19 protein-coding genes are annotated in these 25580 nt (G+C 63.6%); 6 read left to right on the forward strand and 13 right to left on the reverse strand.

Features of this window, described 5'->3' with window-relative positions; genetic code table 11:
- The first annotated feature begins 7 nt into the window (after positions 1 to 7).
- Together recG and BUE92_RS21700 are read left to right on the forward strand one after the other, a co-directional pair.
- Complete coding sequence (gene recG, locus BUE92_RS21695; RefSeq protein ID WP_073526472.1) at positions 8 to 2083, forward strand: ATP-dependent DNA helicase RecG; 2076 nt, start codon at positions 8 to 10, stop codon at positions 2081 to 2083.
- Between the two features lie 213 nt (positions 2084 to 2296).
- On the forward strand, positions 2297 to 3697 hold the full coding sequence (locus BUE92_RS21700) for an aminoacyl-tRNA deacylase and HDOD domain-containing protein (RefSeq protein ID WP_073526187.1): 1401 nt from the start codon (positions 2297 to 2299) through the stop codon (positions 3695 to 3697).
- 231 nt (positions 3698 to 3928) lie between these two features.
- Here BUE92_RS21700 and BUE92_RS21710 read toward each other — a convergent pair whose 3' ends face one another.
- From BUE92_RS21710 to tagH, 13 genes are all read right to left on the reverse strand, one after another.
- Positions 3929 to 4297 carry a helicase gene (locus BUE92_RS21710; RefSeq protein ID WP_073526189.1) on the reverse strand — a complete coding sequence of 123 codons (369 nt, stop codon included), beginning with the start codon at positions 4295 to 4297 and terminating at the stop codon, positions 3929 to 3931.
- 124 nt (positions 4298 to 4421) lie between these two features.
- Complete coding sequence (tagQ, locus tag BUE92_RS21715; RefSeq protein ID WP_073526190.1) at positions 4422 to 5351, reverse strand: type VI secretion system-associated lipoprotein TagQ; 930 nt, start codon at positions 5349 to 5351, stop codon at positions 4422 to 4424.
- Between the two features lie 84 nt (positions 5352 to 5435).
- Positions 5436 to 7148 (reverse strand): formylglycine-generating enzyme family protein, encoded by a 1713-nt coding sequence (locus BUE92_RS21720; protein ID WP_073526191.1) that lies wholly within the window; start codon positions 7146 to 7148, stop codon positions 5436 to 5438.
- The gene (locus BUE92_RS21725) at positions 7141 to 8325 is read right to left on the reverse strand and encodes an FtsX-like permease family protein (RefSeq protein WP_073526193.1); all 1185 of its coding nucleotides are present in this window, start codon (positions 8323 to 8325) and stop codon (positions 7141 to 7143) included. The genes BUE92_RS21720 and BUE92_RS21725 overlap by 8 nt, the downstream gene beginning before the upstream one ends.
- Entirely contained in the window at positions 8325 to 9029 is a 705-nt protein-coding gene (locus tag BUE92_RS21730; protein ID WP_073526195.1) for an ABC transporter ATP-binding protein, read from the reverse strand. Before BUE92_RS21730 ends, BUE92_RS21725 begins: the two co-directional genes overlap by 1 nt.
- Positions 9029 to 12007 carry a serine/threonine-protein kinase gene (locus tag BUE92_RS21735; protein ID WP_073526197.1) on the reverse strand — a complete coding sequence of 993 codons (2979 nt, stop codon included), beginning with the start codon at positions 12005 to 12007 and terminating at the stop codon, positions 9029 to 9031. The genes BUE92_RS21730 and BUE92_RS21735 overlap by 1 nt, the downstream gene beginning before the upstream one ends.
- A complete protein-coding gene (locus tag BUE92_RS21740; protein ID WP_034129104.1) occupies positions 12004 to 12723 on the reverse strand; it encodes a PP2C family protein-serine/threonine phosphatase in 720 nt (239 codons plus the stop codon). The genes BUE92_RS21735 and BUE92_RS21740 overlap by 4 nt, the downstream gene beginning before the upstream one ends.
- Positions 12724 to 13377 carry a type VI secretion system-associated protein TagF gene (gene tagF / locus BUE92_RS21745; RefSeq protein WP_073526199.1) on the reverse strand — a complete coding sequence of 218 codons (654 nt, stop codon included), beginning with the start codon at positions 13375 to 13377 and terminating at the stop codon, positions 12724 to 12726. It abuts the gene before it with no gap.
- A complete protein-coding gene (gene tssM / locus BUE92_RS21750; protein WP_073526201.1) occupies positions 13374 to 16874 on the reverse strand; it encodes a type VI secretion system membrane subunit TssM in 3501 nt (1166 codons plus the stop codon). The genes tagF and tssM overlap by 4 nt, the downstream gene beginning before the upstream one ends.
- On the reverse strand, positions 16871 to 18160 hold the full coding sequence (locus BUE92_RS21755; protein ID WP_073526202.1) for a DotU family type VI secretion system protein: 1290 nt from the start codon (positions 18158 to 18160) through the stop codon (positions 16871 to 16873). Before BUE92_RS21755 ends, tssM begins: the two co-directional genes overlap by 4 nt.
- Positions 18161 to 18166: 6 nt before the next feature.
- A complete protein-coding gene (tssK, locus tag BUE92_RS21760; protein ID WP_073526204.1) occupies positions 18167 to 19501 on the reverse strand; it encodes a type VI secretion system baseplate subunit TssK in 1335 nt (444 codons plus the stop codon).
- An 18-nt stretch (positions 19502 to 19519) separates the two neighbouring features.
- Positions 19520 to 20029, reverse strand: a complete 510-nt coding sequence (gene tssJ, locus BUE92_RS21765) for a type VI secretion system lipoprotein TssJ (protein ID WP_073526205.1) — start codon at positions 20027 to 20029, stop codon at positions 19520 to 19522.
- A 57-nt stretch (positions 20030 to 20086) separates the two neighbouring features.
- Entirely contained in the window at positions 20087 to 21415 is a 1329-nt protein-coding gene (gene tagH / locus BUE92_RS21770; protein WP_073526206.1) for a type VI secretion system-associated FHA domain protein TagH, read from the reverse strand.
- Positions 21416 to 21808: 393 nt separating this feature from the next.
- Here tagH and tssA point away from each other — a divergent pair, with 393 nt between their 5' ends.
- From tssA to BUE92_RS21790, 4 genes are all read left to right on the forward strand, one after another.
- Positions 21809 to 22828: a type VI secretion system protein TssA gene (gene tssA / locus BUE92_RS21775; RefSeq protein ID WP_073526208.1), complete on the forward strand. Its 1020-nt coding sequence runs from the start codon at positions 21809 to 21811 to the stop codon at positions 22826 to 22828.
- A gap of 54 nt (positions 22829 to 22882) precedes the next feature.
- Positions 22883 to 23389 carry a type VI secretion system contractile sheath small subunit gene (gene tssB, locus BUE92_RS21780; protein WP_073526210.1) on the forward strand — a complete coding sequence of 169 codons (507 nt, stop codon included), beginning with the start codon at positions 22883 to 22885 and terminating at the stop codon, positions 23387 to 23389.
- A 2-nt stretch (positions 23390 to 23391) separates the two neighbouring features.
- A complete protein-coding gene (tssC, locus tag BUE92_RS21785) occupies positions 23392 to 24888 on the forward strand; it encodes a type VI secretion system contractile sheath large subunit (protein WP_073526211.1) in 1497 nt (498 codons plus the stop codon).
- A 172-nt stretch (positions 24889 to 25060) separates the two neighbouring features.
- Positions 25061 to 25549, forward strand: coding sequence for an Hcp family type VI secretion system effector (locus BUE92_RS21790; RefSeq protein WP_003195562.1), 489 nt, complete (start codon positions 25061 to 25063; stop codon positions 25547 to 25549).
- Positions 25550 to 25580 lie beyond the last annotated feature (31 nt).

Here is a 25580-nt window from a genome sequence, read left to right on the forward strand (position 1 = left end):
CCACGGTATGACTGAGCTGTCGCAGGTGCCGGTGACGGCACTCAAGGGTGTCGGTGACGCCATGGCCGAGAAACTGGCCAAGGTCGGCCTGGAGAACCTTCAGGACGTCCTGTTCCACCTGCCCCTGCGCTATCAGGACCGCACCCGCGTAGTGCCCATCGGCCATTTGCGCCCTGGGCAGGACGCGGTGATCGAAGGCACCGTCAGCGGCGCCGACGTGGTAATGGGCAAGCGCCGTAGCCTGGTGGTGCGCCTGCAGGACGGCACCGGGGGCCTGAGCCTGCGCTTCTACCACTTCAGCAACGCGCAGAAGGAAGGCCTCAAGCGTGGCACCCGCGTGCGCTGCTACGGCGAGGCACGTCCTGGCGCGTCGGGCCTGGAGATCTACCACCCGGAATACCGCGCCATTACCGGCGATGAGCCGCCACCGGTGGACACCACGCTCACACCGATCTACCCGCTGACCGAGGGCCTGACCCAGCAACGCCTGCGTCAGTTGTGCATGCAGACCCTGACCCTGCTCGGCCCGCAAAGCCTGCCCGATTGGCTGCCCCTGGAGCTGGCCCGCGATTATCAGCTGGCGCCCCTGGCCGATGCGATTCGGTATTTGCATCACCCGCCCGCCGATGCCGATGTGGACGAACTCGCCCTCGGTCATCATTGGGCCCAACATCGCCTGGCCTTTGAAGAACTGCTCACGCACCAGCTGTCCCAGCAACGCCTGCGCGAAAGCATGCGTTCCCTGCGCGCCCCGGCGATGCCCAAGGCCACGCGCCTGCCCGCGCAATACCTGGCCAACCTCGGCTTTGCACCGACCGGCGCGCAACAGCGCGTGGGCAATGAAATCGCCTACGACCTCAGCCAGCAAGAACCGATGCTGCGGTTGATCCAGGGTGACGTAGGCGCCGGCAAGACCGTGGTCGCTGCCCTCGCCGCCCTGCAAGCCCTGGAAGCTGGCTATCAGGTGGCGTTGATGGCACCGACGGAAATCCTCGCCGAACAACACTTCATCACCTTCAAGCGCTGGCTCGAGCCCCTGGGCCTGGAGGTGGCGTGGCTGGCTGGCAAGCTCAAAGGCAAGAACCGCGTGGCCGCCCTGGAGCAGATCGCCGCCGGCGCACCGATGGTGGTGGGCACCCACGCGCTGTTCCAGGACGAAGTGCAGTTCAAGAACCTCGCACTGGTGATCATCGACGAACAGCACCGATTTGGCGTACAACAGCGCCTGGCCCTGCGCCAGAAAGGCGTGGGCGGGCGCATGAACCCGCACCAGTTGATCATGACCGCCACGCCGATCCCACGCACCCTGGCCATGAGCGCCTACGCCGACCTCGACACCTCGATCCTCGACGAACTGCCGCCGGGGCGTACGCCGGTCAACACCGTGCTGGTCACCGACACCCGGCGCGTCGAAGTGATCGAGCGCGTACGCGGTGCCTGCGCCGAAGGCCGCCAGGCGTACTGGGTGTGTACCTTGATCGAAGAATCTGAAGAACTGACCTGCCAGGCCGCCGAAACCACTTATGAAGACCTCACCAGTGCCTTGGGTGAGCTCAAGGTGGGGTTGATCCATGGCCGTATGAAACCTGCGGAAAAAGCCGCAGTGATGGCCGAGTTCAAGGCTGGGAACCTGCAATTGCTGGTGGCTACCACCGTGATTGAAGTGGGCGTGGACGTCCCCAACGCCAGCCTGATGATCATCGAAAACCCCGAGCGCCTGGGCCTGGCGCAACTACACCAGTTGCGCGGGCGGGTTGGCCGGGGCAGCGCCGCCAGCCACTGCGTGCTGCTCTATCACCCGCCACTGTCGCAGATCGGGCGCCAGCGACTGGGCATCATGCGCGAAACCAACGACGGTTTTGTCATCGCCGAAAAGGACCTCGAACTGCGCGGCCCCGGTGAAATGCTCGGCACCCGCCAGACCGGACTGCTGCAATTCAAGGTCGCCGACCTGATGCGCGATGCCGACCTGCTGCCCGCGGTCCGCGACGCCGCCCAGGCCCTGCTTGAGCGCTGGCCCGACCACGTCAGCCCGTTGCTCAACCGCTGGCTGCGCCATGGCCAACAATACGGCCAGGTTTGACCTCTTCCCTGTAGGAGCGAGCTTGCTCGCGAAGAACGCCAACAATAACGCGGACATTCAGGGTGATCGCGCTGTCAGGAAGGTCTTCGCGAGCAAGCTCGCTCCTACAGTGGAATTGACACACAGCCAACCTCGTCACAAAGAACACTTATCCGACCAACACCCGTATCAAGCTGGTTATACTCCAATGAATGTAAGAAATTGGATCAGGCCATGTCAGAAGTTGCCCACGCCACAGCCCCACTGACCGCCCCGCCGGTCATTCGGGCGCTGCTCGCAAAGCTCGCCATCCCCTACACGGAAGTCATCGAACAACCTGGCCTGAACCCTGCCCGAAAGGTCCAGGCGGTGTTGCTTGAAGATGCGGTTGGCGCGCTCATGGTGCTGTTTCCCCAAAGCCAATTGCTGGACCTCAACCGCCTCGCCGAACTCACCGGTCGCCGCCTCACGGCCGTAGCCCCCGAGCGTGTCGAGCGCATGCTGGGCAAGCATGACCTGAGCCTGCTGCCGGGCTTGCCGCCACTGACCAGTTCGCCGTGCCTGTACGAAGGCCGCTTGCTCAATGAGCCAAGCCTGCTGGTGCATTCGGGCGAAGCCGGGCTGTTGCTGGAAATCCCCACCGACGCCTTCAAGAGCCTGCTCACCAAGGCCAGCGCCGCGCAGTTCGGTGAGCCCTTGAGCAACATTCGCCCGAACCTCGACCGCCCCAATGATGACCGCGAGGAAATCACCCAGGCGATGCAAGCGTTCACCGCTCGCCGTATCCAGCAACGCCTGGAAGCGACCATCGAAATTCCGCCGCTGGCCGACACCGCGCAGAAGATCATCAAGCTGCGCGTCGATCCCAACGCCACCATCGACGACATTACTGGCGTGGTGGAAACCGACCCGGCCCTTGCCGCCCAGGTCGTAAGCTGGGCCGCGTCGCCCTACTACGCCTCGCCGGGCAAGATCCGCTCAGTCGAAGACGCCATCGTGCGCGTGCTGGGCTTTGATCTTGTGATCAACCTGGCGCTGGGCCTGGCCCTGGGCAAAACCCTGAGCCTGCCCAAGGACCGCCCGCACCTGTCCACGCCGTACTGGCACCAGTCGATCTACACCGCCGCCGTGATCGAGGGCCTGACCCGCGCCATGCCCCGCGCCCAGCGCCCGGAAGCCGGCCTGACTTACCTGGCAGGTTTGCTGCACAACTTCGGCTACCTGCTGCTGGCCCACGTGTTTCCGCCGCACTTCTCGCTGATCTGCCGGCATCTGGAGGTCAACCCGCATCTGTGCCACAGCTACGTCGAGCAACACTTGCTGGGCATCAGCCGCGAACAGATCGGCGCCTGGCTGATGCGCTACTGGGACATGCCGGACGAACTGTGCACAGCCCTGCGCTTCCAGCACGACCCGACGTACGACGGGCAATACGCCGAGTACCCGAACCTGGTGTGCCTGGCGGTGCGCCTGTTGCGCAGCCGGGGGATTGGCTCCGGGCCGGATGAGACGATTCCGGATGCGTTGCTGGAACGCTTGGGGCTCAGCCGTGAAAAGGCTGAAGACGTGGTCGGCAAAGTGCTGGATGCCGAAGTGCTTTTGCGCGAGCTGGCTTCTCAGTTCAGCCAGGGGTAAATCTGTCGCCTGTTACACCGTTTTCGCAGGCAAGCCAGCTCCCACAATGTCCGCGTTCCACCCTTGGAATGCGGACATTGTGGGAGCTGGCTTGCCTGCGATGAATCCAACTCGGTCTACCTGACCCCCCCCTCAATGTAGGAGCGAGCTTGCTCGCGAAAAACCTGAGGACACCGCGGGGCGTCAGGCAACCCGCGTCATCGTTGACGTTTTTCGCGAGCAAGCTCGCTCCTACGGCTTCGGCTTCAGATACTTGGTCAGACCCTGGAACCAGATCACCAGTGCCGGGTTGCCCTTGATCTGGATCGACTTGTCCTGAATCCCCGTCATGAACGCCAGTTGCTTGTTCTTCGCCTGCATCGTGGCGAAGCCGTAGGCGGCATCCTTGAAGGCAATCGCGAAGGCCGGCGCCGGGTGGACACCTGAGCGGCTGGTGATGCGCTGGTCTTTGACGATGAAGTGACGGGCAACCTTGCCGTCGAGGGTCTGCAGCTGGAAGGCCAGGTCTTTGTCACCCAGTTGCTGCTGGAAGGCGGGGTTGGTGCGGCTGGCTTTGCCCATCATCAGGCCCAGCACCCACAGGAGAAGACGAAATTTCATGCACACGGCCTCGGTGTATTTATTGGAGTGGCCGCAGCAGTGTAACGATTTGCAAAAAGAACGCCACCGATCTCGCGCTTTAGGCGCAGATCGGTTGGCGTTTAACGCTTATAGCAACAAGTACTTAAACGTTAGGGCACGGCACTGGCGCCCAGTCGGCCAGGTTTGGATTGCGGCAGGTGGCTTCGATTTGGGTCTTGCCCGCACTGGCGACCTGCTTGCTTTCAGCTTGCTTGGCCTGCACGGTCTGGATGCTACGTTCGGTGGTTACCGCTTCTTTTGGCACAACCGGCAGCGGCGGACGCTTGGTCACGACTTTGCCAGTCGACTTGCCTTTCTTGGCCGGGACAACGGCAGGGGTGGCGTCGGCAGTAGCAACCGTGACCACATCGTTACGTTGCACACCCACTTGCTGCAGGTCTTTCTCGTACGCCTGGGTGTAGTTGTTCAGGTCTTCGCTGGCCTTGCCGTTGACCGTCACGATCAGGTCATTGGACTCCTTCAGGCCCGCGACGATTTCCGCCAGGCGCTTGCGGCCTTCGGTGTCGTTGACCGTCTTGGCCTTGCGATCAGCCACCAGCTTGGTGAATGCGCTCTGGTAGCACTGCTGCGAGGCCTTGGCGTAGGCGGTGCTGCGGTCGATGTCCGAGGCGCTTTTATTGAAGTCGGTGGAGTAGGACGCGATGCGCTGGTTGTCATCGGTGATCTGTTTCTGGCGCTCGGTGTAATAACCCGCTGCGCCGCCAGCCAGGGCGCCGCCTGCAGCACCGATCGCGGCATTGCGGCCACGGCTGTCCTTGTCGCCAGTCAGCGCGCCCAGCAGGGCACCGCCGGCCGCGCCGAGGGCTGCACCGGTGACGACCGACTTGGTCATGTCCGAGTCGGTGGCGCGCAGGTGCTGCACCGGCTCGTAGCAGTTGGGGTAGTACTCGACCTTGGTGCTCGACGCCACCTTGGACGCAGGCGACGTAGCGCAACCAGTCAACACGGTGCTGAAACCAGCTGCGATCAGCAGCAGGTGACGCTTGGAAACCGCCTTACGGGAAAAAAGCATAGATGTGATCTCTGTTAAGTTTGACTTGCCCAGCACGGCCCACCGCCGCCTGAGTCCCTTCCAAGCTCGCTAGACAGCCAACGATCAAGACCGCTGACCGCTCGCTGCGAGCAATTCCTTCAAGATCGTTGCCGGGTCGGCCCGCTGTTGCTTGCGGTAGTTGCCGACATGGCGAACGAACAGTGTCGCGCGCGTCACCAGGCTCTTGCCGAGCACTGGCTTGCGATCCAACTCTTGCTTGATCCGTTGAAACTGCGCCTGGATCACCGCATCGGTGTAGCGCGTGCCGGTGGCCAGGTTGTCGATGTAAATCGCCACCGCGCCGTCCAGCGCACTGCGCCCATTGGTGATGGCCATGTCGAACAGCTGCGTGCTGGCCTCGTCCTTGCTGTCCACCGCCTGCTGGCGACTTTTCTGCAGGTTGGCCAGGCGGATGTTGTAGTTGCTGATGGTCTCGGCCACCAACGCCGCCGACTGGATCAAATTGCCCGCGGCTTCTTCGCGTTGCTGGGCGATCAGCGACACGTTGCGCTTGAGCTCTTCGTTGACCAGGCCCAGCTCGGCTTGCAGCTTGGGATCGACACTGGCGGCAATGATGCTGTCCAGGCGTTTGGTCGGGTCCTGAGCGTCGTCGATGGCATCGGTCAGCGCGGCCAGGCGGCCTTCCTTCTGCCACTGGGCGAACAACTCCTTGTAGCGCGAGCGCGGCGCCGACAACGCGCCAATCGCCACGCGAAAACCGGTGGTCTCGTTGCTTTGCTCGGTGCCATCAGCGGCAAACAGCGGGTATTCGCGGCGCATGCCGGTGAACAGCGTGCCCTCGCCCTCCAGGTAATTGCCGCCCTTGACCACAAAGCCGCCGTAGGTGCCCTGACGGCGACCGGCGTGTACCAGTTGGAAGGATTCCTGGACCATTTCCGCGGCGTTGCCGATCACGTCGAACATGCCGATGGGGTTAGGCAATCTGGTGCCGATGGGCATCAACCGCGCCGCCTGGCCGGTGCCGCCGGCCACTTGGTTGAACACCGCGTAATCGGCCAGCGGGCCATCGCTTTCACTGCCCTCGGCGCGCCGTGGATACAGGCGGCCTTCCAGGTCCTGGCGGCTCACCGCCTGGCCGCCGCGTGCGGCGTACTCCCACTCCACTTCGGTGGGCAGGCGCACAAAACCCAGGCCGCCGTCTTCGGCCGACGCACCGCGCCCGCTCACCGGCAGCAGTTCGCGGTGGTATTTCATCAGCCAGGCGCTGTACACCGCCGAGAAACGCTCGGCTTCAAAGCGCGACAGTTTCACCTTGGGCAAACGCCCGGCCATGCCCGTGGGCGCGTCACACGCCGGTGCCGGTTCGCCGCTGGCCAGGGACTGCGCCTGGGCCATCACCTGGGCGTATTGGCGAGCAGTCACTTCGTATTTGCCAATGAAGTACAGCATGGGCTTGAGCGGGGTTTTGGCGTCGGTCTTCGGCATCTGCGGCGCGATGACCTTGCTCCAGTCCTTGGGCAAGTCCTTGAGGGTGAACTGGCCGTTGATGAAGTCGCGGCGGTAGCCGGAAATAAACGACTGCTGATAACCCGCCTCGCCTTCGGCAAAGGGGTAGCCCAGGTTGATTTCACGGTCATCCAGCGTGCCCTGGGCCAGTATGTAGGCGTAACGGAACACCATGTTGCCTTCGCAGGGCAGCGGCAGGCTCACGTCGTCCGGCAACGGCTTGGGGTTGTCGAGCTTGTCACTTGCCTCATCGGCCCAGGCCAGCGAGGCCAGGCTCAGCGCCACGCAGGCGCCCAATAATTTATACATCTCTGATTCCTTCAGAAGCCTGGATACGTGCCACCCGCCAACCGCCACAGGCGGCCGCCACGGCACTGACGCCGAGCACCGCCACCAGGGCCAGGCCGTAATGGCGCGCCAACAGATGGCTGGCGTACTCGCCTGGCACCTGCACAAAAAGCTTGTTCAACGCGGCCTCAGCCAGGCCATACAGCCCAACGCTGAGCACAGCGGCAAAACCCGCGCTGTATAGCGCTTGCAGCAGTACAAACAGCAACAACGCGGCGGTGGAAAACCCCAGCAGGCGCAACACCGAGAGTTCCCGATGCTTACGCGCCACCGCCGCCAGGGTGCCCGCGAAAATAGCCGCAAACGCCCCGGCCAACGCCAGCCCGGCGATGATCCAGAACACGATCGACAGGTTGCGGCTCAACGATTGCACTTGAGCAATGGTGTGCGCCTGGGTTGAAACCAACAGGTTCTGCCCGGCGAAATACACCCGCAACGGTTCCACATCACTGAGGCTGCGCGCATACAGGCGAAACGCCGGGTAGATACGCTGTTCGCTCACGCTCGCCGCTTCACCGGCCCAACCCAACGCCGGCACCGCACGGCCGTCGCGATAATCTTCCGCTGCCTCCAGCAACGCCAGATCGGCAAACAGACCCTCGCGAGCGAAAGCCTCCAGCGGCAACACCGCCAGCACCTGCAACCGCGTGCGCTGGGCCTCGACGCGCCCCGCCACTTGCCGCGCAAAGCTGGTTTCCAGCCAGTCACCGGGCCTTGCCGCGAGCTTCTCGGCGGCGGTATGGCTGAGCACGATCTGGTCCAGGCCGTGGGGCATCGGCAAGCCTGCCAACAACGGGTCGCCTGCGGCAGTCGGCAGCATTTCCAGGGTCAAGGTGCCCACCTGCGCCGTGGCCGCAATCTGCCGTGTGCGCGGCACAGCAAACGCGACATCGCTGCGCTCACCCAGCTGCGCGATAAACGCCGCGCTGAATCGACCACCGCCCAACGGGATGATTTCACGGCTGGCGGGGTCGGTCTCCAAGCGTTCGGTCAAACTGCTAACCAGTCCAAATTTCAGCCCGAATAACACCAGCAATGGCGCGATAACCGCCACCAATGCCAACACCGAACAGGCCGACAGCCACCCATCGTTGCGGTAGTCCTGCCACGCAAGCGAAGCAACCAGGCCGATGCGCATCAGCACGCCTCCCCGAGGGTTGCGGTGACGCCGCCGTCTGGGTCGCGCTGGCAACTGATGCGGCGCACCTGCAAGCCACTGGCGCGGGCCAGCGGTTCGTCATGGGTGGCGATCACACAGGCCGTACGGTGTTCGCGGGCCTGGGCCAGCAGCGCCTGCATCACGCGCTCGGCGTTGAGCGGGTCCAGGGACGCCGTCGGCTCATCAGCCAGCACCAGTTGCGGCCCATGGGCCAGAGCCCGCGCACAGCTGACCCGCTGGCGTTGGCCCACCGACAACGCCGCCGGGCGCTTGGCCAACTGATCGCTGATCTGCAACTGCTCAGCCAGGCGCGCCACGCGGCCGTCGTCCTGCAAGCCCAGCAGTTGGCGCGACAGCGCGATATTGCCGCGCACATCCAGAAACCCCAGCAACCCCCCGGTCTGCGGCACATAGCCCAGATGCTGGCTGCGCAACGCGGCCAGCGCCGATTGCCGATCAGCTCGCCACAGCGCGCCGATGTCGTGTTGGTTGAATGCAAACTGCCCCACCTGATCCGGCGCCAACACCAGCGCCAGCACGTCGAGCAAGGTGCTCTTGCCGCAACCACTGGGGCCGACAATCGCCAGCTGTTCACCCGCTTGCAGGTGCAACGCCGGGATCACCAGGCTATAGCGCTGGCTACCGACGCCCCGGCTCTTGTGCACCGCGCTCAGGTTCAGCATTACGGCAGCGTCGACAGTGGCACGCGGTACAACGCATCGCCCGGTTCGGCATCGCCGAAACGGACCCAGTTGGCCACGTCGTTATGGAAGGTTTCATACAGGCGGATTTTCGAATCCAGCTCGTCGATAAAATCTTCCTGCTCGGCCACGCTCAATGACAACCACAGGTCCTGGGTCATGTTCAGCGACTTGCTGCGGTACGGCAGGCCCTCCAGGTATTCACCGAGCAGGCCGCCGTCAGCCAGGTTGCCGCCCTTGCGCAGGGCCTGTGGGTCGCGGCTCATATAGGCCGAGGCGCTGGCGATTTCCTGGAAGAAATCCTTGGGCGAGCTTTGGGTCTTGCGCGCCGCATCCACGATCAACTTCAGCGATTGTTGCAGGTCGTTGAGTTGCAGCTTGGTCAGCATCACGCACACCTGGAACGCTGGCAGCGCCGGGTTGGTCAGGTCACGGTCCGCCGTCCAGGCGCTGACCAATTGCGGTGCCTGGCTCGCGGTTTTGTGCCCGAGAAAGTCCATGTGCATGGCATAGCCGACGGCGGCGGACTTATCCGCCAGACTCGGCGCGGCACTGAGCAACGGCACTGGCTGCGGCGTATTGCTGCGCACCTGATGCACCAGGTTGGCGAATACCGTGCCGATCTCATCGACGCGCTCACCCAGCTTGCGCACATCGCCCCCTGGCACTGGCGTATACAGGTCGCCGATCTGCGGGTTGGCGTCGGCGGTGAGGACGCGATATTGGCTCTCGGCGCCGGCATGGGTTTTCTTGCCAGCGTCGGTGCGCAGGTGCAGCGCGTAGATCTTGATCTGCTTGCCCAGCGCCGCCTGGCGCACTTCGGCTTCGTTCATCTGGGTGGCGGCGAACGGGTCGTTCTTGCGCAGCGCACCGGCATCGGAAACCAGCAGGATGATGCGCCCGCCATAGCCGGACCAATCCATGCCGTCCACCGCCTGCATCACCCCGGCAAACGCATCTTCGTTGAACGAGTGGCTGGACACCGTCGACGCTTTGACCTGGCGCGCCATGTCCAGAAAACGCTGCGGGTCGCGGCCCTGGTCGAGGCTGATCAGGGTCTTGGCAACATACTCAAGGCCCGGGGTTTTCTGGATGCTGCTGCGAAAGCCGACCATGCCGAAGCTGACGCTGTCCAACTCGCCACGCTCGGCAATGCGGGTTTGCAGCTCATGCACCACGTCGCGGATCTGGTCGATGTAGGGCTGCATCGACACGGTGGTGTCCACCACCAGCACCACCGCCGTGCGGAACGCGTCGGCATTCGCGCTGAGCGTCGGGCTGGCCGGTCTGGCAGCGGCGCGGCTGCCTGGGTCGATGGAGGCCACGTTGAGCAACTGCACCGGCTGGCCGTTGTCATCGAAGCTCTCTTTGGAATCGAAGATCGGCAACAGGTAGAACTGGTTCTGCGGCACCGCGCTGGCGGCCGGTTCCAGGGCCAGGACTTGCTGGTTGTCTTCACGGTTGTTCTGCGCCTTGGCCAAGGCGCTTTTCGCTGCGGCAGGGTCGGCCAGCAGTTTTTCCACCTCTGCGGGCTGGCGCAGGAACATCACGGGCGCACGCCCCGAGCGCTCGGTGAACTTGAGCACCAGGCTTTGCTTCCAGTCGCTGACCTGGGAGGCTGGCAGCCAACCGTCGCTGCGACCATCGGTAGCGGCGCCGACGCGCACCCAGGGGCTGCCGTCCATTTCCTTGCGCTGATACACGTAGAGCACGGAAAACGCCGGCAGCGCTTTACCCGGCGGGCTCCCAGCGTCCGCTGAAAGCTGGGCGCCGGGTTTGCTGAGTACGCGCTGGAACAAGGTTTTCTTGCCTGCCATCAGCAACGGGCGCTGACCGCCATCCACTTCAGCGACAGCCACGGGCGGCGTCACCTTGGGCACCACGGCGGCTGGCGGCTTGGCCGGTTCATCGCCGCCGCTCAACCACCAGTAGCTGGCGCCACCAATGGCCAACGCGACGGCGACCGCCACGGCGGCCAAGGCCAATACTGGCCCTCGGCGCTGCTCGGACGGGGCGTTGTGCTGCGTCGGTGTGACCACCGGCTGACGCACTATTGGCTGCGGCTGCGGTTTATCCGTCGGGATATCGATGGTGACAGGCGTGATGCCCGCCAGATCAACGCTCAATGGAATCGGCAGCGGCCGTACCAGCGTGGCATCCGATTCATCAGCCGGCAGTTGATCCAGCGCCAACAACAGCGCTGCCGCATCCGGATAACGCTGCGCCGGGTCCTTGGCCAACAATTTGCGCAGCACACCCTGGTAGCGCCCGTGATGCACCGGCAATTCCGGCAAGGGTTCAGTCAAGTGCGCCAGAGCGGTGGAAAGCGCATCGGTGCCGTTGTAAGGCAGCTTGCCGACGAGGATTTCATACAGCACCACGCCCAGCGCGTAGAGGTCGGCGCGGCCATCGATCTCCTGGCCCCGTGCCTGCTCGGGGCTCATGTAGCTCGGCGTGCCCACGGCAAACCCGGCCTGGGTGAATTGGGTGCGATCATCCAGCGACTTGGCAATCCCGAAGTCCGACAGCACTGCCGTGCCATCGGCGCGAAACAGAATGTTCGCCGGCTTGACGTCGCGGTGCACCAGCCCTTGGGCATGGGCATAGCCCAGGGCCGAGGCAATCTGACGGATCAGCGTCACGCCCTGCTCCGGGGTCAGCCCAGCAGCAATGCGCTCCTTGAGCGTGCCGTTGGGCAGGTATTCCATGGCCATGTAATACAGCTCACCGACGTTGCCGATGTCATGGATGGTCACCGTGTGCGGGTGTGACAAGCGCGCCAGAGTCTTGCCCTCGCGCAGGAAGCGTTCGCAGAAACTCGGGTCGGCCGCCAGCGCTGCCGCCATCACCTTCAGCGCCACCTTGCGCTCCAGCGAGCGCTGGGTCGCCAGGTACACGCTGGCCATGGCGCCTTCGCCAATCTCGCCTTCGATGTCATAACCCGGGATGAGGATGTTCATGACGAGACCTTCACGACGAGGGTGGTGATGTTGTCCGGTGCGCCGCGATTGAGCCCCAGGTGTACCAGGCTGCGCACGATTTCATCCGGTGCGTCATGGCTGAGTACGTCGCGGATTTCGTGGTCTTCGACGGTTTTGTTGAGGCCATCACTGCACAGCAAATAGCTGTCGCCGGGAGCGATCAACAGGTCCACCGAGGCGACGTCCAACTGGGCCTCAACGCCAATGGCGCGGGTGACGATATTGGAGCGCGGGTGGGTGCGGGCGTCGGCTTCGCTGAGCAAGCCGCTGTCTTGCAGGTCTTGCACGTAGCTGTGGTCGCGGGAAATGCTTTCCAGCACGCCGTCGCGCAAGCGGTACAGGCGGCTGTCACCGGCCCACAGGCATACCCCGCGCAAGCCGCGCGCGGCAAACACCACCACGGTGCTGCCCATCATGGTCACGCCACGGTTGGCGGTTTCTTCGCGTACGGCCGCGTTGATGCGCAGCAGGTCATTGCGCAGCGCCGCCGAGTATTCGTCCAGGGAGCGGCCCAGCGGCACATGGCGCAGGCTGTCGACGATCAAGCTGCTGACATAGTCCCCCGCCGCGTGCCCGCCCATACCATCGGCCACCACCCACAGACGGTTTTCCGGCAGATCCAGAAAGGCATCTTCGTTGACTTGGCGAACCATGCCCACATGGCTTTTGCTCGCGGATTCGTACGTCACGCCCATCTACACCACACCTTCTTGTCCGAGCAAAAACTGCGCAAAATCGCTGGCGGCAGGCAGGCCCTGGCACCGTAATAAACCGGGGGAGATACGCTGCGAACCTCGCCCCCACCACAGGCTTGCGCCCTCGCACGCCTGTTCGGCCAGTGCGGTCATACGCTGGTGCGGCACGGTGGCTGCCACCTTTTGCAGGCCGGCGAAACGGCTGTCCACCGCCCGCGGCTCGCTGGCCGGCACGCCCAACTCGTCGAGCCCGGCGTTGAAGCTTTCGAAGGTCGCGCCGCTGTCGAGGGTGCTGAGCAACAAGGTTTCAGCCTGCTCGAACCAGGCGTCCGAACCGCCCACCAGCGACGCCGGGTTGGTGTCGTGATCCAGCAAGGTCACCACCGCCAGCGGAAAGTACCGCCCGACCCGATCAATGCTCGGCATCACCACGCCCGCCGCCGCATCCGGCCCGCACACGCCCGGCGCCAGCACAAAGCGCCACAACGGGCTGACCAGGTACGCATTCAGCCAGTCAGCGCCGAGGCTGTTCTGGCTGGCGAGCAAACCCGCTGCCAGCCAGCTGTCCCACGGGCCGATAAAACTCTGGGGCAAGGCGCGGCTGACAAAGTCCCCGCGGCTGGCCAACTTGCCGTAGAAACCCAGGGCCGTCATAGCCGCTCCGGCAGGCTGAAGCCGCTGAGCACGCGGCTCTTGAACGGGTTGAACGCACTGTTGGCGCGCAACTCGTAGGCGATGCTCGCGCCATCGACCCGCAGGCGCAGGTTGAAACGGTCCGGCGAGTTGCCTGCCGTGAGGTCTGATTGCTCCAGCAGACGGAACCAGGCCCACGGGCCGTCCAGGGTGATACCGGAGCGACCACTGGCCGACGGCGGCATGATAGAAATACGCACCACGCCAATGCTGCCGGGGTTCGGCCATTGCATCGCTACCGGCCGGCTCGGGCCGTGGTCGTAGCTCAATTGCTGGCCGTCCAGGTCAAGCAGGAACTGGGTGATGGTGGGGTCCATCGACACCGGCTTGAGTTCGAAACGCACGATGGGTTGGGTGCCACCGGAGCGGAAGAACGCGTCTCGAATCGTCGCCGCACGCTGGAAGGTTTGCAGCACGCCAGGGGCGATCCCCAGCTTCTGCGCCGCCCCCGGTTGCCAGCGCCAGGTCTGTGCCGACGTGTCCACATAGGGCTGCAGGTATTTGCGGAAGTAGTTGTCCATCACCCCGCCCACACCGAAAAACTGGCCGAAGTCATCCAGGGTGGCGTCCCGCGCACTGCCCGGCGACATCGGGTAACGCCCGGCCAACGACTGGCGATACACGTTGACCACTTCACTGACCCACGCCGCGTTCAGCTGGTTACGCACCCCGCCCATCATGCTGTTGGTGGTGGAATTGACCACCGACTTGACCATGCCCTGCACCAGCGCCGGCTGGCGCTCGGCGTTCAGGCTGACCCGCGTGGCCGCAGCCGCCGCCTGGTTCTTGGCCTCGCCGAGCAAGGCATCGCCGCTGGCACCGACCATGGCGCTGACCTGCACATACAGCGCATTCATGTCCGACAGCAGGCCGTCGATGGCCGCCGGTTCGCCTTCGTTTTTGCTGACGATGCTGTTGAGTTCGGCAAAGTGCGCGGTCACCGGATCATCCGCCGGTGCCGGGGCATTCGCCGTCGGTTGTGCCTCGCCCAGCAAACTGCCGAGGCGCTCCTTGAGCTTGTCCACGCCGCCTTCCACCGGCACGCCTTTGGCGGCCAGTTGGCGTTCTTCGGCTTGCAGGTCGGTTTCCCTGGCGACCGCCACCAACAGTTTTTTCAGCGGCGAGGTGGGACCGGAAATCACCCGCAGCACATCGGCGGCCTGTGCCACGCTGGTGATCGGCACAAAGTCGATGTCGGCGAGCAACGCGTCCCACTGGCGCTGGTAATCCTGGAAGTACAAACGGCGCACGTCGGCGGCCAGGCTCACCACGTTCTGCTGGTCGGCCTGTTCATGGCCCAGCACCCATTGCTCTTCGGCCAGGGTGCCGGTCTGGTTCAGGCTGCTGAGCAAAAACGCCTGGCGATAGCCCTTGGCGGTAAAGAAACCACTCAACGGCTCGCCCAACGGCTTACCGCTCTTGCGGCTGAACACCAGTGCGGCATCGCGACCGGCGGCTTCATTGAGACGAAAGTCCGGGATACCCTCGGGCAGTTTCTGGCGCTTGACGCGGTCATACACGCGCTGGGCTACCGGCAATCGCTGCAACTGCCGACGCAGATCGTCGATCAGCCGTGGGTCCAGGCGCGCGCTCGGCGGGTGGCGTTCGAACAGCGCTTGCAAGTGCCCGGCCAGGGCCTGACGCTGGTCGGCCGGCAGGTCACGGGGCAGGTTGCGGTCCCAGTCCAAGGCGATCCAGGCCTTGATGAAGTCCGGGTCGTAATGCTCGGTGTCGGCGAGCATCAGGTAAGCCTTGAGGCCCTCATAGAGAAAGTCCGAGTTGCCGCCGCCGTGCAGTTGCTCTTCGATACGCGTCACCAGGCGTGGCGCGAACACGGCGATCAAGAGTTTGCGGTACACGCTGGCGGACTCGGCTTCGAGCATATCGCCCTGGTACAGCCCCAGCCCTTCGGACCAGCTCGGCGAATCCCCCGCCAGGTTCTTCACCGCGTTGAGCAACGGCAGCACGGCAAGCACTTCCCGTTGTGCCGGGCTCAGGTTCTGTACGGTCTGGCCCAGGGGCGCGACCTTCTGATCGACCTGGGCGATATACGCCTGGTTGGCGCGATAGCTCACCCACCACAGGCTGCTGACCACCACCACCAGCGCAACGGTTGCCGCCAGTACGCCACGGGCGATCCACTTGCGGCGCCGTTCGACTTTCGGGTTCACCCCCACCAGGCCGCGCTCGGCAAAGGCCACGGCGGTGAAGAGTTTTTCGATGAAGTAACTGCGCCCGGTGCCGCTCTGGCGCGCCAGGTGCTGGCGGTCCAGGTTCATGCTCTGGGCCATGGCACCGATCAGGCGGTCAATCGGGCTGCCTTCCTGGGTGCCGCTGGTGAAGTACACGCCACGCAGCAACACGCGCTCTTCAAAAGCGTTGGGTTTGAACACGCCTTCGAGGAAGCTTTGCAGGCAATCTTTCAGCGCGCCGAACTGCTGCGGGAAGCCGTAGATCAGGTCGCGTCGTGCCGGGTCGCGTTCCTGCTGCAAGCGCTCGACCAGGCGTTCGTTGAGACGCTGCTCCAAGCCCGCGAACTCGCTTTGCAGGTGCGCCAGCGGGCTGTCGCTGTTTTTGCCGTCGTCCAGGGCAAAGGTCATGCCCCACACCTGGGCGCGCTCTTCCTTGCTCAGGTTGTCGAAGAACTCCATGAAGCCCGGCACCAGGTCGAGCTTGGTGAGCATCAGGTAGATGGGGAAACGCACGCCCAACTGCGTATACAACTCCTGGATGCGCAGGCGAATCGCGGCGGCATGGGCTGCGCGCTCGGCGTCGGTGCCCAGCAGCAGATCCGAGAGGCTGATGGCGATAAACGCCCCGTCGATCGGCCGGCGCGAACGCTGCTTTTTCAGCAAGTCGAGAAAGCCCAGCCAGGCGGCTTTGTCCACCGTGGAGTTGCTGTCCTGGGTGGTATAGCGGCCAGCGGTGTCGAGCAATACGGCCTGGTCGGTAAACCACCAGTCGCAGTTGCGAGTGCCCCCGACGCCCCGCACCGCACCGGCGCCCAATTGCGCGGCCAACGGGAAATGCAGCCCGGAATTGACCAGCGCGGTAGTCTTGCCCGAGCCCGGCGGGCCGATGATCACGTACCACGGCAACTCGTAGAGGTTGCGGCGCTCATCGCCGCCCAGCTTGGCCTTTTTCAGCAGTGCCAGGGCTTCGTCCATGCGCTGGCGCAGCGTGGACAGCTCTTCGGCGGTCGCAACGCTGTTGGGGTCGACCGGGGTTTCTGCGGCCAGGCTGCGCATCACTTCGGCGGCCTGGCGACGGGCCTGGATAATGCGGAACACGCGGTAGGCCACCCACAGCGCAAACACCAGCACGATCAGCGCCCAACGGCGCCCTTCGGGCACCAGCAAGTCCAGCAGCGGGCCAACAAACCAGATGATCAGGCTCAGGGCAATCAGGCCCAGCACGGGGATCACCCAGCGAATCATGAAACTGAAAAACGCCTTCACTCGACGCCCTCCGCCAATACGGTGATTTCAACCCGACGATTGCGGGCACGGCCTTCGGCAGTACTGTTGGTCGCCAACGGCTCGGTGTCGCTGCGGCCTTCGGCGCTGAAGCGATCACCCTGGCCGGTCTTGGCCGCGAGGATCTCCAGCACCGACTTGGCCCGGGCTTCGGACAACGCCCAGTTGGACGGGAAGCGCAACGTGGCAATCGGGCGGTTGTCGCTGTGCCCGGTGACACGCACCTGGCCCTTGACCTTGCGAATGGCGTCAGCGATGCGCAGCATCAGCGGCTGGTAGTCATCGACGATGCTGGAGCTGGCCGAGGCGAACAGCTCATCGCCACGAATGGTCACGACAGAGCGGTCAACCTTGTCTTCCACCGCCACGCGGCCGGCCTTGATGTCGTCGGCCAGGAAACCGGCCAGGCGCGGGCGCTCAATCACTTTGGGCTGCGCCACCGGACGGTCGATGGCCTGCACCGGGATCTCGCCCAGGGCATGAATATTCTTGAACACCGGCTCGGCGTCCGAGGCCAGCTTCATGCGCAGGCCGAACAGCAACGCCAACAGCAGCGCCAAGCCAATCGCCACGGCGATCCACGGCGGCATGAATTGCGCCAGGCGATCACGGGCCACGGTCACACCGCGCCAGTGCGGCGACAGCTCGCGCTCGTGTTCGCCACGGGCGCTGCGAATCGTGCCGGCGGTGCGCTCGCGCAAGGCTTCCAACTGGCTGCGCCCGTCGGTCATCACCCGGTAACGCCCTTCAAAACCCAGGCACATGCACAGGTACAACAGCTCCAACAGGTACAGGCGTTCCCGTGGGCTTTGCAGGCAGTGGTCAAGCAACTGGAAAACCTTTTCGCCACCCCAGGCTTCGTTGTGCACGGTGATCAGCAGGCTCTGCTTACCCCAGTCACTGGTGCTGCCCCACGGCGTGCTCAGCACCGCTTCATCCAAGGCGGTGCACAGCGCATAACGGGCCAACAGCACTTCATTGCGTGCCACACCGGCGGCTTCGGCGCGTTCTTCGAACTGGCGCAGGTACGCCAGCAACTGCGCACGCAGGCTGGCCGGCGCGGGATGGGCGATGGTGTTGCGCAGCCGCGTCAACAACGCCAGCAACGGGCCGGCGGCACTTTCCAGCGGGTTGAGGCCCTGGCTCTTGCCGGTGAGGATCGGCGCAGCCGGCATCGACAGCGGCGCAGGTTCGGCACGCGCGGGTGCAGGCTCTCGGCCACCCGGGCGCGGCATGAACTGGGTGCGGTCATCATCATTGGGATGCATCGCCAATTATCCTCGGATCGCCCAGAAGGCCAGGTTCAAGCCCGGGAACTGCCCGGCGATATGGAAGGCGAAACCGCCGGAATTATTCAGCTGCTGCCAGTGCTCGCTGCCACGGTCCAGCTCGTAGTAGGTGCTGCCGGCGTGGTAAGGCAACTGGCGCGGCGCCACCGGCAACGGCAGCAGGCCGATGCCCGGCAGTTGCAGGTTGACCATGTCGCGGATGTGCTCCACCGAGCCGACCTTGCTCTGCTGGCCGAAACGCGCACGCAGGGTTTCGCCGGGCACATCGGCGCGTACCACGAGGATGAAACTGGCGTTGTCGAGCAGGGTCTTGTCGGCCAGCATCGCCACATGGATGCCGTAGGCTTTCTCCACAATAGGGATCGGCGTGGCCTTGCTGTCGATCAGCATCGACAGCGCCTCACGCAAGGCCGCCATCACCGGCATGAAGCTCAAGGCCAGGTCGTCGTGCTGGTACTGCGGGTATTCCAGAGGGCGACGGCTGGAGGTTGAGAAGGTGGAAAACTCACCGGCCAGGCTGACCAGTTCGCTGAAGAAGCGCTCCGGGTGCAACGGGCTCAACTGGCTGAAGTGCTGGATCAGCGGCTGGGCGCGGTTGACCAGTTGCAGCAGCATGAAGTCGGCGATCTCCGAGGCACCACCGGCACCCGAGGCCACCACGCGGCCGGCCAGGGCTTCGCCACGCTGGTGCAACAGGCCCAGCAGTTCGCTGCGAAAGGCCGTCAGCGGCTTGCTTGCGGCCACGTCCAGCACGGGCGGGATGTAAGTGTCATCGAGCACCAACGCGCGGTCGGCGCGCTTTTCCTTGATGCGTACCAGGCCGATGGCGGCGTAGTCGCTGATGCCGTCCTGGGCTGTCAGCAGGCGCAATGCCCGCGAACCCACGGCCACCGGCGCACGGTTTTCAAACGGGGCGTTGTCGTCGCGCACTTCACGCACCTGGCTCACGTAGCGCGCCGCTTCCAGGGCTTGGCCCTCGTCCACCGTGTCACGGGCGCCGGCGCGCTTGAGCGGTAGGGCCAGGTAAACCAGGCCGTCGCGCAGGTTGTCGTCGATATTCAACGGGCTCGGCGCCAGGTCGTCCTGGGGAATATTGAACGGCGTGCCATCGGGCAACAGGCCGCGGGCCGACACGATCGCCAGCTTGCCCTGGGCCAGCAGGCCCTGGTCGATCAGCAGCTCGGAGAACCCCCAGGCACCCGCCGACAACGGGCGGCTGCGGGCATCGATCAGGTTTTCCAGGTAACGGTCATGCTGCTGGAAGTGCTGCGTTCCGATGAACATGCCTTCCGACCAGACCACGCGATTGTTCCAGGACATGGGGGCTCCGATTGCTTGTTATTGGGCTGGGCTGGATGGGGAAGCCACGACGTCGGCGCGCACGGCATGCACGTCGAGGCTGATCTGGTATTCGCTGTATTGGCGCGGCGGCACGTTGATGACCGTGCGCCATTGCGCACGGTCCAACTCGCGGTAGCCCACCAGCAAGCCGATCTGGCGCGTGGACGGGTCGAGATCGCGCTGCAGGCTCAGTTGTTGGCCGGGCTGCACCATCACTTCGTCCTGGTCCAGCAGGTCGAGGCCGAGGGTGGATTGCGCACGGTCAGCCAGGGCGAAGTAATCGGAGCGTGAAAAGGTCGCGGCGTTTTTCAACTCGAAAATGCGCACCCGCACCGGCGCGGCCTGGCCGTTGGCACCGGGGTTAAGCCCGGCAATCGCGTGAAAATGCAGCTCAACGGCGGCCGTGTCAGCTTCGGCCTCGGCAGCCGCCTGGGGTTGGGCAGTGTCGTTGGCACACGCCGTCAGCAGCAGCGTGGTGGCGGCTGCGAGTAAAAACCTGGGAATCATCCTGCGTCCTCAATGACGTATTTAGCTATCCGTTTTATCCATTAGTGCGAGGCGTTTTCAGCGTCGCTGTCGTGCACTGTGTTCTTCGTAGGCCCGGCTGAATTCGCGACCGAACAGGTCCTGGAAATCTTCCTGGGCCTCGCGGGAAATGTTGCTGTAAAGCTCGGTGAACTGCTGCCAGTACTGGGCCTGGCGCGAACCGTTGAAGAGACTGGAGAGGCCGCCGGGCTTGCCCATGCGCTCTTCCAATTGCGCCGGTTCAAAGCGCGTAAGCAGGTGCTTGATCGCCGCTTCCACGCCAGCCATCACGGCCAACTGGTGGGCGCGCAGGTCGTCGAAACTGTCACGTACGGCAAGATCCGGCGCCATGAACGCCTGGTTGCCATGACGCAGCAACAGCAGTAACGCTTCATCGGCATTCGGGGCGAATTTCAACGGGTTGTTTTCGGCGGGGCGGATCATTGTCTGCTGCATGCGGAACTCGCCCTTGAGGCTGGCACGGGCGCGCAATACGTCGATCAGGCCCTCGACCATCAGCCGGTAGCTGCGGCCGATGCTTTCCATCTGCGCACAAGCGTCGGCTTTGTCCAGACGCAACTGGTCCAGGCCCGCACCGCGCAGGAAGGCTTGCAGGAGGTCCGGTGATGGCTCGGCATTGGCCACGGGGAGCGCAACAGGCTCGACCACGGGCGGCGGTGGGATGATCGGTGCTGGGGCGGGCGCAGCATTGACGACGGGTGCGGGCGCGTCGCTGAACAGGTCCCAGTCTTCGGGAATCACCGAGCCTTGCACTAATGGCTTTTCGGGCGCCGGTACGGCCACTGGAGCCGGGGGGCGAAAATCGTGTTGCTCGCACGGTACATGGTCCGCCACGGTGGGCGGCGGCACGGCGGTGGGGCTGAGGAAGTCGAACAGGTCTGGCAAGGTTTCCATGGACGAGGCGCCCTGGAACTGCGGCGCGATCATCGGCGTGGGCGCAGGTTGGCTCGCCACGGCGCCCATCAGCGCTTCAAAGCTGTTGGGTGAGTCACCGGCAAATGGCTGGCTGTCGATGGCCTGCACGTTGAAGTCGATACGCGCCTGGATTTCGTAATCGCCGATGCGGATCAACTCGCCGTCTTGCAACGGCTCGCTGTTACCCCGACGCATACGAATACCCGCCTTGACCAACTCCACACCATTGGTGCTGTTATCGGTCAAGTAATAACGGCCATCTTTGTATTGAATAACGCAATGTTGCGAAGAGACGAGACGCTCAGGGTCGGGCAATACCCAGTCATTGTCAGAACTGCGGCCAATAGCCATCACGCCCTGATCCATGGACTTTTCGGGGCATTGCCCAGGGGTGATCTTGTGATAACTAGTGATAGTCAAACACAGCGACATCTTGCCTCCTTGCTGATACATCGCGCGCGGTCTTCCCAAGGGGCAGCGCCGCCCTGGAGAGTCCCGTCCTGTCGTACAAACGACCGCCAACATCTGCTTTTACCAGCATGATCGCTGATCTTAACTGGCTTCCATGACAAAAATCCGCTCTGGGCACGCCTTTCGACCCGCCAGTCGCGCAGGTTGTTAAACACCGCACATCTGTCACAGAGGGCGAATAGCTTACCTTGACAAGCCATAAGTACTACACCAAAAATGCACAACTTCTTGAACATCAGTGATGGCGCAGTAGTGGCACTCTGATTGTATAACCAGGAAAACATGCACCGTTCATTACGCAACTAGTGCATGCATTGCCCGCCGTCCAGCGGGCCGATAAGGAGATCGAATTCAGTGGATGTGCCGTTGCTGCTCACCGCCGTTTCCGCGACGTCGCCTTGTGGCGAAGACATGGAATATGACGCGCAATTTCTGCAATTGGAACGTGATGCCAAGGGCCAACCCGAACGCAGCATGGGCGACTCGATCCTGCCCGCTGAGCCGCCCGAGTGGCGCAGCATCCAGCAGCAAAGCCTCGACCTGTTGCAGCGCAGCAAAGACCTGCGCATCACCCACTTTCTGCTGCAAAGCACCCTCGCCCTCCAGGGTGTGGCCGGGCTGGCCGAAGTCCTCACGCTGATCGACGCCTTGCTGCGCCAATACTGGGCCGATCTGCACCCGCGCCTGGATGCCGACGATGACAACGACCCTACCGTGCGCATCAACGCCCTTAGCGGCCTGACCTGCGACACCAATATTCGTCTGCTGCGCGAAAGCATCCTGACGCGCTCGCGCACCTTCGGGCCCGTGAGCCTGCGCGCAGCGCTCAACGCCAGCGGCCTGCAGAGTTTTGCCGATGAGCAGTTGGGCAACCAGCAACTCAACGCCGCGTTCCTGGACAGCGACCCCGAACAACTGCAAGCCACCCGTGACGCCTTGAGCGCAGCGCGTGCGGCGTGCGAGGCCATTGAGCAACAGGTCAATGACCAAGTCGGTTCCGCCCAGGGCGTGGACCTCAGCGCCTTGAAGCAGCCGCTCAAACAGGCCCTGCAACTGCTCAATCAAGCGGTGCCAGGCACCGACAGCAGCAGCGATCCCGAGGCCGTCAGTGAAGACAATGCCCCTTCGGTCGACGCCGCCGCCGCGCCCGCAGCCCCCCGCCCGACTGGCGACATCGCCACCCGCGACGATGTGCTGCGTAGCCTCGACAAAATCCTTGCGTATTACACCCGCCACGAGCCTTCGAGCCCGCTGCCGGTGCTGTTGAACCGAGCCAAGAATCTGGTACATGCCGATTTTGCGGCCATCGTGCGCAATCTGATTCCCGATGGCATGTCCCAATTTGAAAACCTGCGCGGCCCGGAAAGCGAGTAAGCCGCCGGACCGTGCAGTAACAACACCGTCGCTCAAGCGACCAGGAGCAGCAACGTGGCGAAGCAAAGTTCTCAGAAATTCATCGCGCGCAACCGTGCGCCTCGAGTGCAGATCGAGTACGACGTCGAGCTTTACGGCGCCGAGAAAAAGGTCCAGCTGCCCTTCGTGATGGGCGTGATGGCCGACCTCGCCGGCAAGCCTGCCGAGCCGCTGGCACCCGTGGCCGACCGCAAGTTCCTTGAGGTGGACGTCGACAACTTCGACTCACGCCTCAAGGCCATGCAACCACGCGTCGCGTTCCACGTACCCAATGAGCTGACAGGCGTTGGCAACCTGAGCCTGGACATCACCTTCGAAAGCATGGACGACTTCAGCCCGGCCGCCGTGGCCCGCAAGGTCGACTCCCTGAACCAGCTGCTCGAAGCCCGCACCCAATTGGCCAACCTGCTGACCTACATGGACGGCAAGACTGGCGCTGAAGAAATCATCATGAAGGCGATCAAGGACCCGGCATTGCTTCAGGCACTTGCCAGCGCGCCCAAGCCTGCAGGGGAGCAGTAATCATGACGGACAATACCGCCCGCGAAGGCAGCCAGATCCTGGGTACCACCGAAGAAGCCAGCGAGTTCGCGAACCTGCTGCTGCAAGAATTCAAGCCCAAGACCGAGCGTGCCCGCGAAGCCGTTGAAACCGCGGTGCGCACCCTGGCTGAACAGGCCCTGGCGCAAACCGACCTGGTGTCCAACGACGCGATCAAGTCGATCGAATCGATCATCGCCGCCATCGACGCCAAGCTCACCGCCCAGATCAACCAGATCATCCACCATCAGGATTTCCAACAACTGGAAAGCGCCTGGCGTGGCCTGCACTACCTGGTCAATAACACCGAGAGCGATGAGCAACTGAAGATTCGCGTGCTCAACATCTCCAAGCCAGACCTGCACAAGACCCTGAAGAAATTCAAGGGCACCGCGTGGGACCAGAGCCCGATCTTCAAGAAGATGTACGAAGAGGAATACGGCCAGTTCGGTGGCGAACCTTACGGCTGCCTGGTGGGTGACTACTACTTCGACCAGTCGCCGCCCGACGTGGAACTGCTGGGCGAGCTGTCGAAAGTCTGCGCCGCCATGCACTCGCCTTTCATCGCTGCGGCCTCGCCGACCGTAATGGGCATGGGTTCGTGGCAGGAACTGTCGAACCCACGCGACCTGACCAAGATCTTCACCACCCCGGAATACGCCGGCTGGCGCTCGCTGCGTGAATCGGAAGACTCGCGCTACATCGGCCTGACCATGCCGCGCTTCCTGGCACGCCTGCCGTACGGCGCCAAGACCGACCCGGTGGAAGCCTTCGCCTTCGAAGAAAACACCGACGGCGCCGACAGCTCCAAGTACACCTGGGCCAACGCCGCCTACGCCATGGCAGTGAACATCAACCGTTCGTTCAAGCACTACGGCTGGTGCTCGCGCATCCGCGGCATCGAGTCTGGCGGTGAAGTGGAAAACCTGCCGGCCCACACGTTCCCTACCGATGACGGTGGCGTGGACATGAAGTGCCCGACCGAAATCGCCATCAGTGACCGCCGTGAAGCGGAACTGGCGAAGAACGGTTTCATGCCGCTGCTGCACAAGAAAAACACCGACTTCGCCGCGTTCATCGGCGCCCAGTCGCTGCAGAAACCTGCCGAATACGACGACCCGGACGCCACCGCCAACGCCAACCTGGCCGCACGCCTGCCGTACCTGTTCGCCACCTGCCGTTTCGCCCACTACTTGAAGTGCATCGTGCGCGACAAGGTCGGCTCCTTCAAAGAGAAGGACGAAATGCAGCGCTGGTTGCAGGACTGGATCCTCAACTACGTCGACGGCGACCCGGCGCACTCCACCGAAACCACCAAGGCCCAGCACCCGTTGGCGGCGGCCGAAGTGATCGTGGAAGAAGTCGAAGGCAACCCGGGGTATTACAACTCCAAGTTCTACCTGCGCCCGCACTATCAGCTTGAAGGGCTGACGGTGTCGTTGCGCCTGGTATCGAAACTGCCTTCGGCAAAAAGCGCCTAACTAACCGCGAACCGGCTCGCCTCCTGTAGGAGCGAGCTTGCTCGCGAAAAACTGAAAGACGCCACGCTCATTCAGGATGCCTGCGTCATCGTTAACGACCTTCGCGAGCAAGCTCGCTCCTACAGGGGTCGGGGACAACACATTCGTGGCCTGAGCCACACAGGGAGAAAACATGGCTGTTGATATTTTCATCAAGATCGGCGACATCAAGGGCGAGTCCATGGACAAGGCCCACAAGGACGAAATCGATGTGTTGAACTGGAGCTGGGGCATGTCCCAGTCCGGCAACATGCACGTCGGCGGTGGCGGTGGCGCGGGCAAGGTGAATATCCAGGACTTGTCGCTGACCAAATACGTCGACAAGGCTTCGCCCAACCTGATGATGCACTGCGCCAGCGGCAAGCACATCGACAAGGTCAAGCTGACCGTGCGCAAGGCCGGTGGCGAGAGCCAGGTCGAGTACATGGTGATCAACCTGGAAGAAGTGCTGGTCACCTCCTTGAGCACCGGCGGTTCGGGCAGCGATGACCGCCTGACCGAAAACGTCACCCTGAACTTCGCCCAAGTGATGGTCGACTACCAGCCGCAGAAAGCCGACGGCACCAAAGACGGCGGCGCCATCAAGTTTGGCTGGAACATCCGCTCCAACACCAAACGCTGATAGCCCGTGTGGCCGTGGCCTGGTGCCACGG

Origin of the sequence: Pseudomonas fluorescens, from assembly GCF_001902145.1 — a bacterium.
GTDB classification, from domain to species: domain Bacteria; phylum Pseudomonadota; class Gammaproteobacteria; order Pseudomonadales; family Pseudomonadaceae; genus Aquipseudomonas; species Aquipseudomonas fluorescens_BV.

Bases quoted from the DNA above. Each gene is read 5' to 3' on its own strand.
- recG (WP_073526472.1), top strand. From the start codon at position 8: ATGACTGAGCTGTCGCAGGTGCCGGTGACGGCACTCAAGGGTGTCGGT.
- BUE92_RS21700 (WP_073526187.1), top strand. From the start codon at position 2,297: ATGTCAGAAGTTGCCCACGCCACAGCCCCACTGACCGCCCCGCCGGTC.
- BUE92_RS21710 (WP_073526189.1), bottom strand. From the start codon at position 4,297: ATGAAATTTCGTCTTCTCCTGTGGGTGCTGGGCCTGATGATGGGCAAA.
- tagQ (WP_073526190.1), bottom strand. From the start codon at position 5,351: ATGCTTTTTTCCCGTAAGGCGGTTTCCAAGCGTCACCTGCTGCTGATC.
- BUE92_RS21720 (WP_073526191.1), bottom strand. From the start codon at position 7,148: ATGTATAAATTATTGGGCGCCTGCGTGGCGCTGAGCCTGGCCTCGCTG.
- BUE92_RS21725 (WP_073526193.1), bottom strand. From the start codon at position 8,325: ATGCGCATCGGCCTGGTTGCTTCGCTTGCGTGGCAGGACTACCGCAAC.
- BUE92_RS21730 (WP_073526195.1), bottom strand. From the start codon at position 9,029: ATGCTGAACCTGAGCGCGGTGCACAAGAGCCGGGGCGTCGGTAGCCAG.
- BUE92_RS21735 (WP_073526197.1), bottom strand. From the start codon at position 12,007: ATGAACATCCTCATCCCGGGTTATGACATCGAAGGCGAGATTGGCGAA.
- BUE92_RS21740 (WP_034129104.1), bottom strand. From the start codon at position 12,723: ATGGGCGTGACGTACGAATCCGCGAGCAAAAGCCATGTGGGCATGGTT.
- tagF (WP_073526199.1), bottom strand. From the start codon at position 13,377: ATGACGGCCCTGGGTTTCTACGGCAAGTTGGCCAGCCGCGGGGACTTT.
- BUE92_RS21755 (WP_073526202.1), bottom strand. From the start codon at position 18,160: ATGCATCCCAATGATGATGACCGCACCCAGTTCATGCCGCGCCCGGGT.
- tssK (WP_073526204.1), bottom strand. From the start codon at position 19,501: ATGTCCTGGAACAATCGCGTGGTCTGGTCGGAAGGCATGTTCATCGGA.
- tssJ (WP_073526205.1), bottom strand. From the start codon at position 20,029: ATGATTCCCAGGTTTTTACTCGCAGCCGCCACCACGCTGCTGCTGACG.
- tagH (WP_073526206.1), bottom strand. From the start codon at position 21,415: ATGTCGCTGTGTTTGACTATCACTAGTTATCACAAGATCACCCCTGGG.
- tssC (WP_073526211.1), top strand. From the start codon at position 23,392: ATGACGGACAATACCGCCCGCGAAGGCAGCCAGATCCTGGGTACCACC.
- BUE92_RS21790 (WP_003195562.1), top strand. From the start codon at position 25,061: ATGGCTGTTGATATTTTCATCAAGATCGGCGACATCAAGGGCGAGTCC.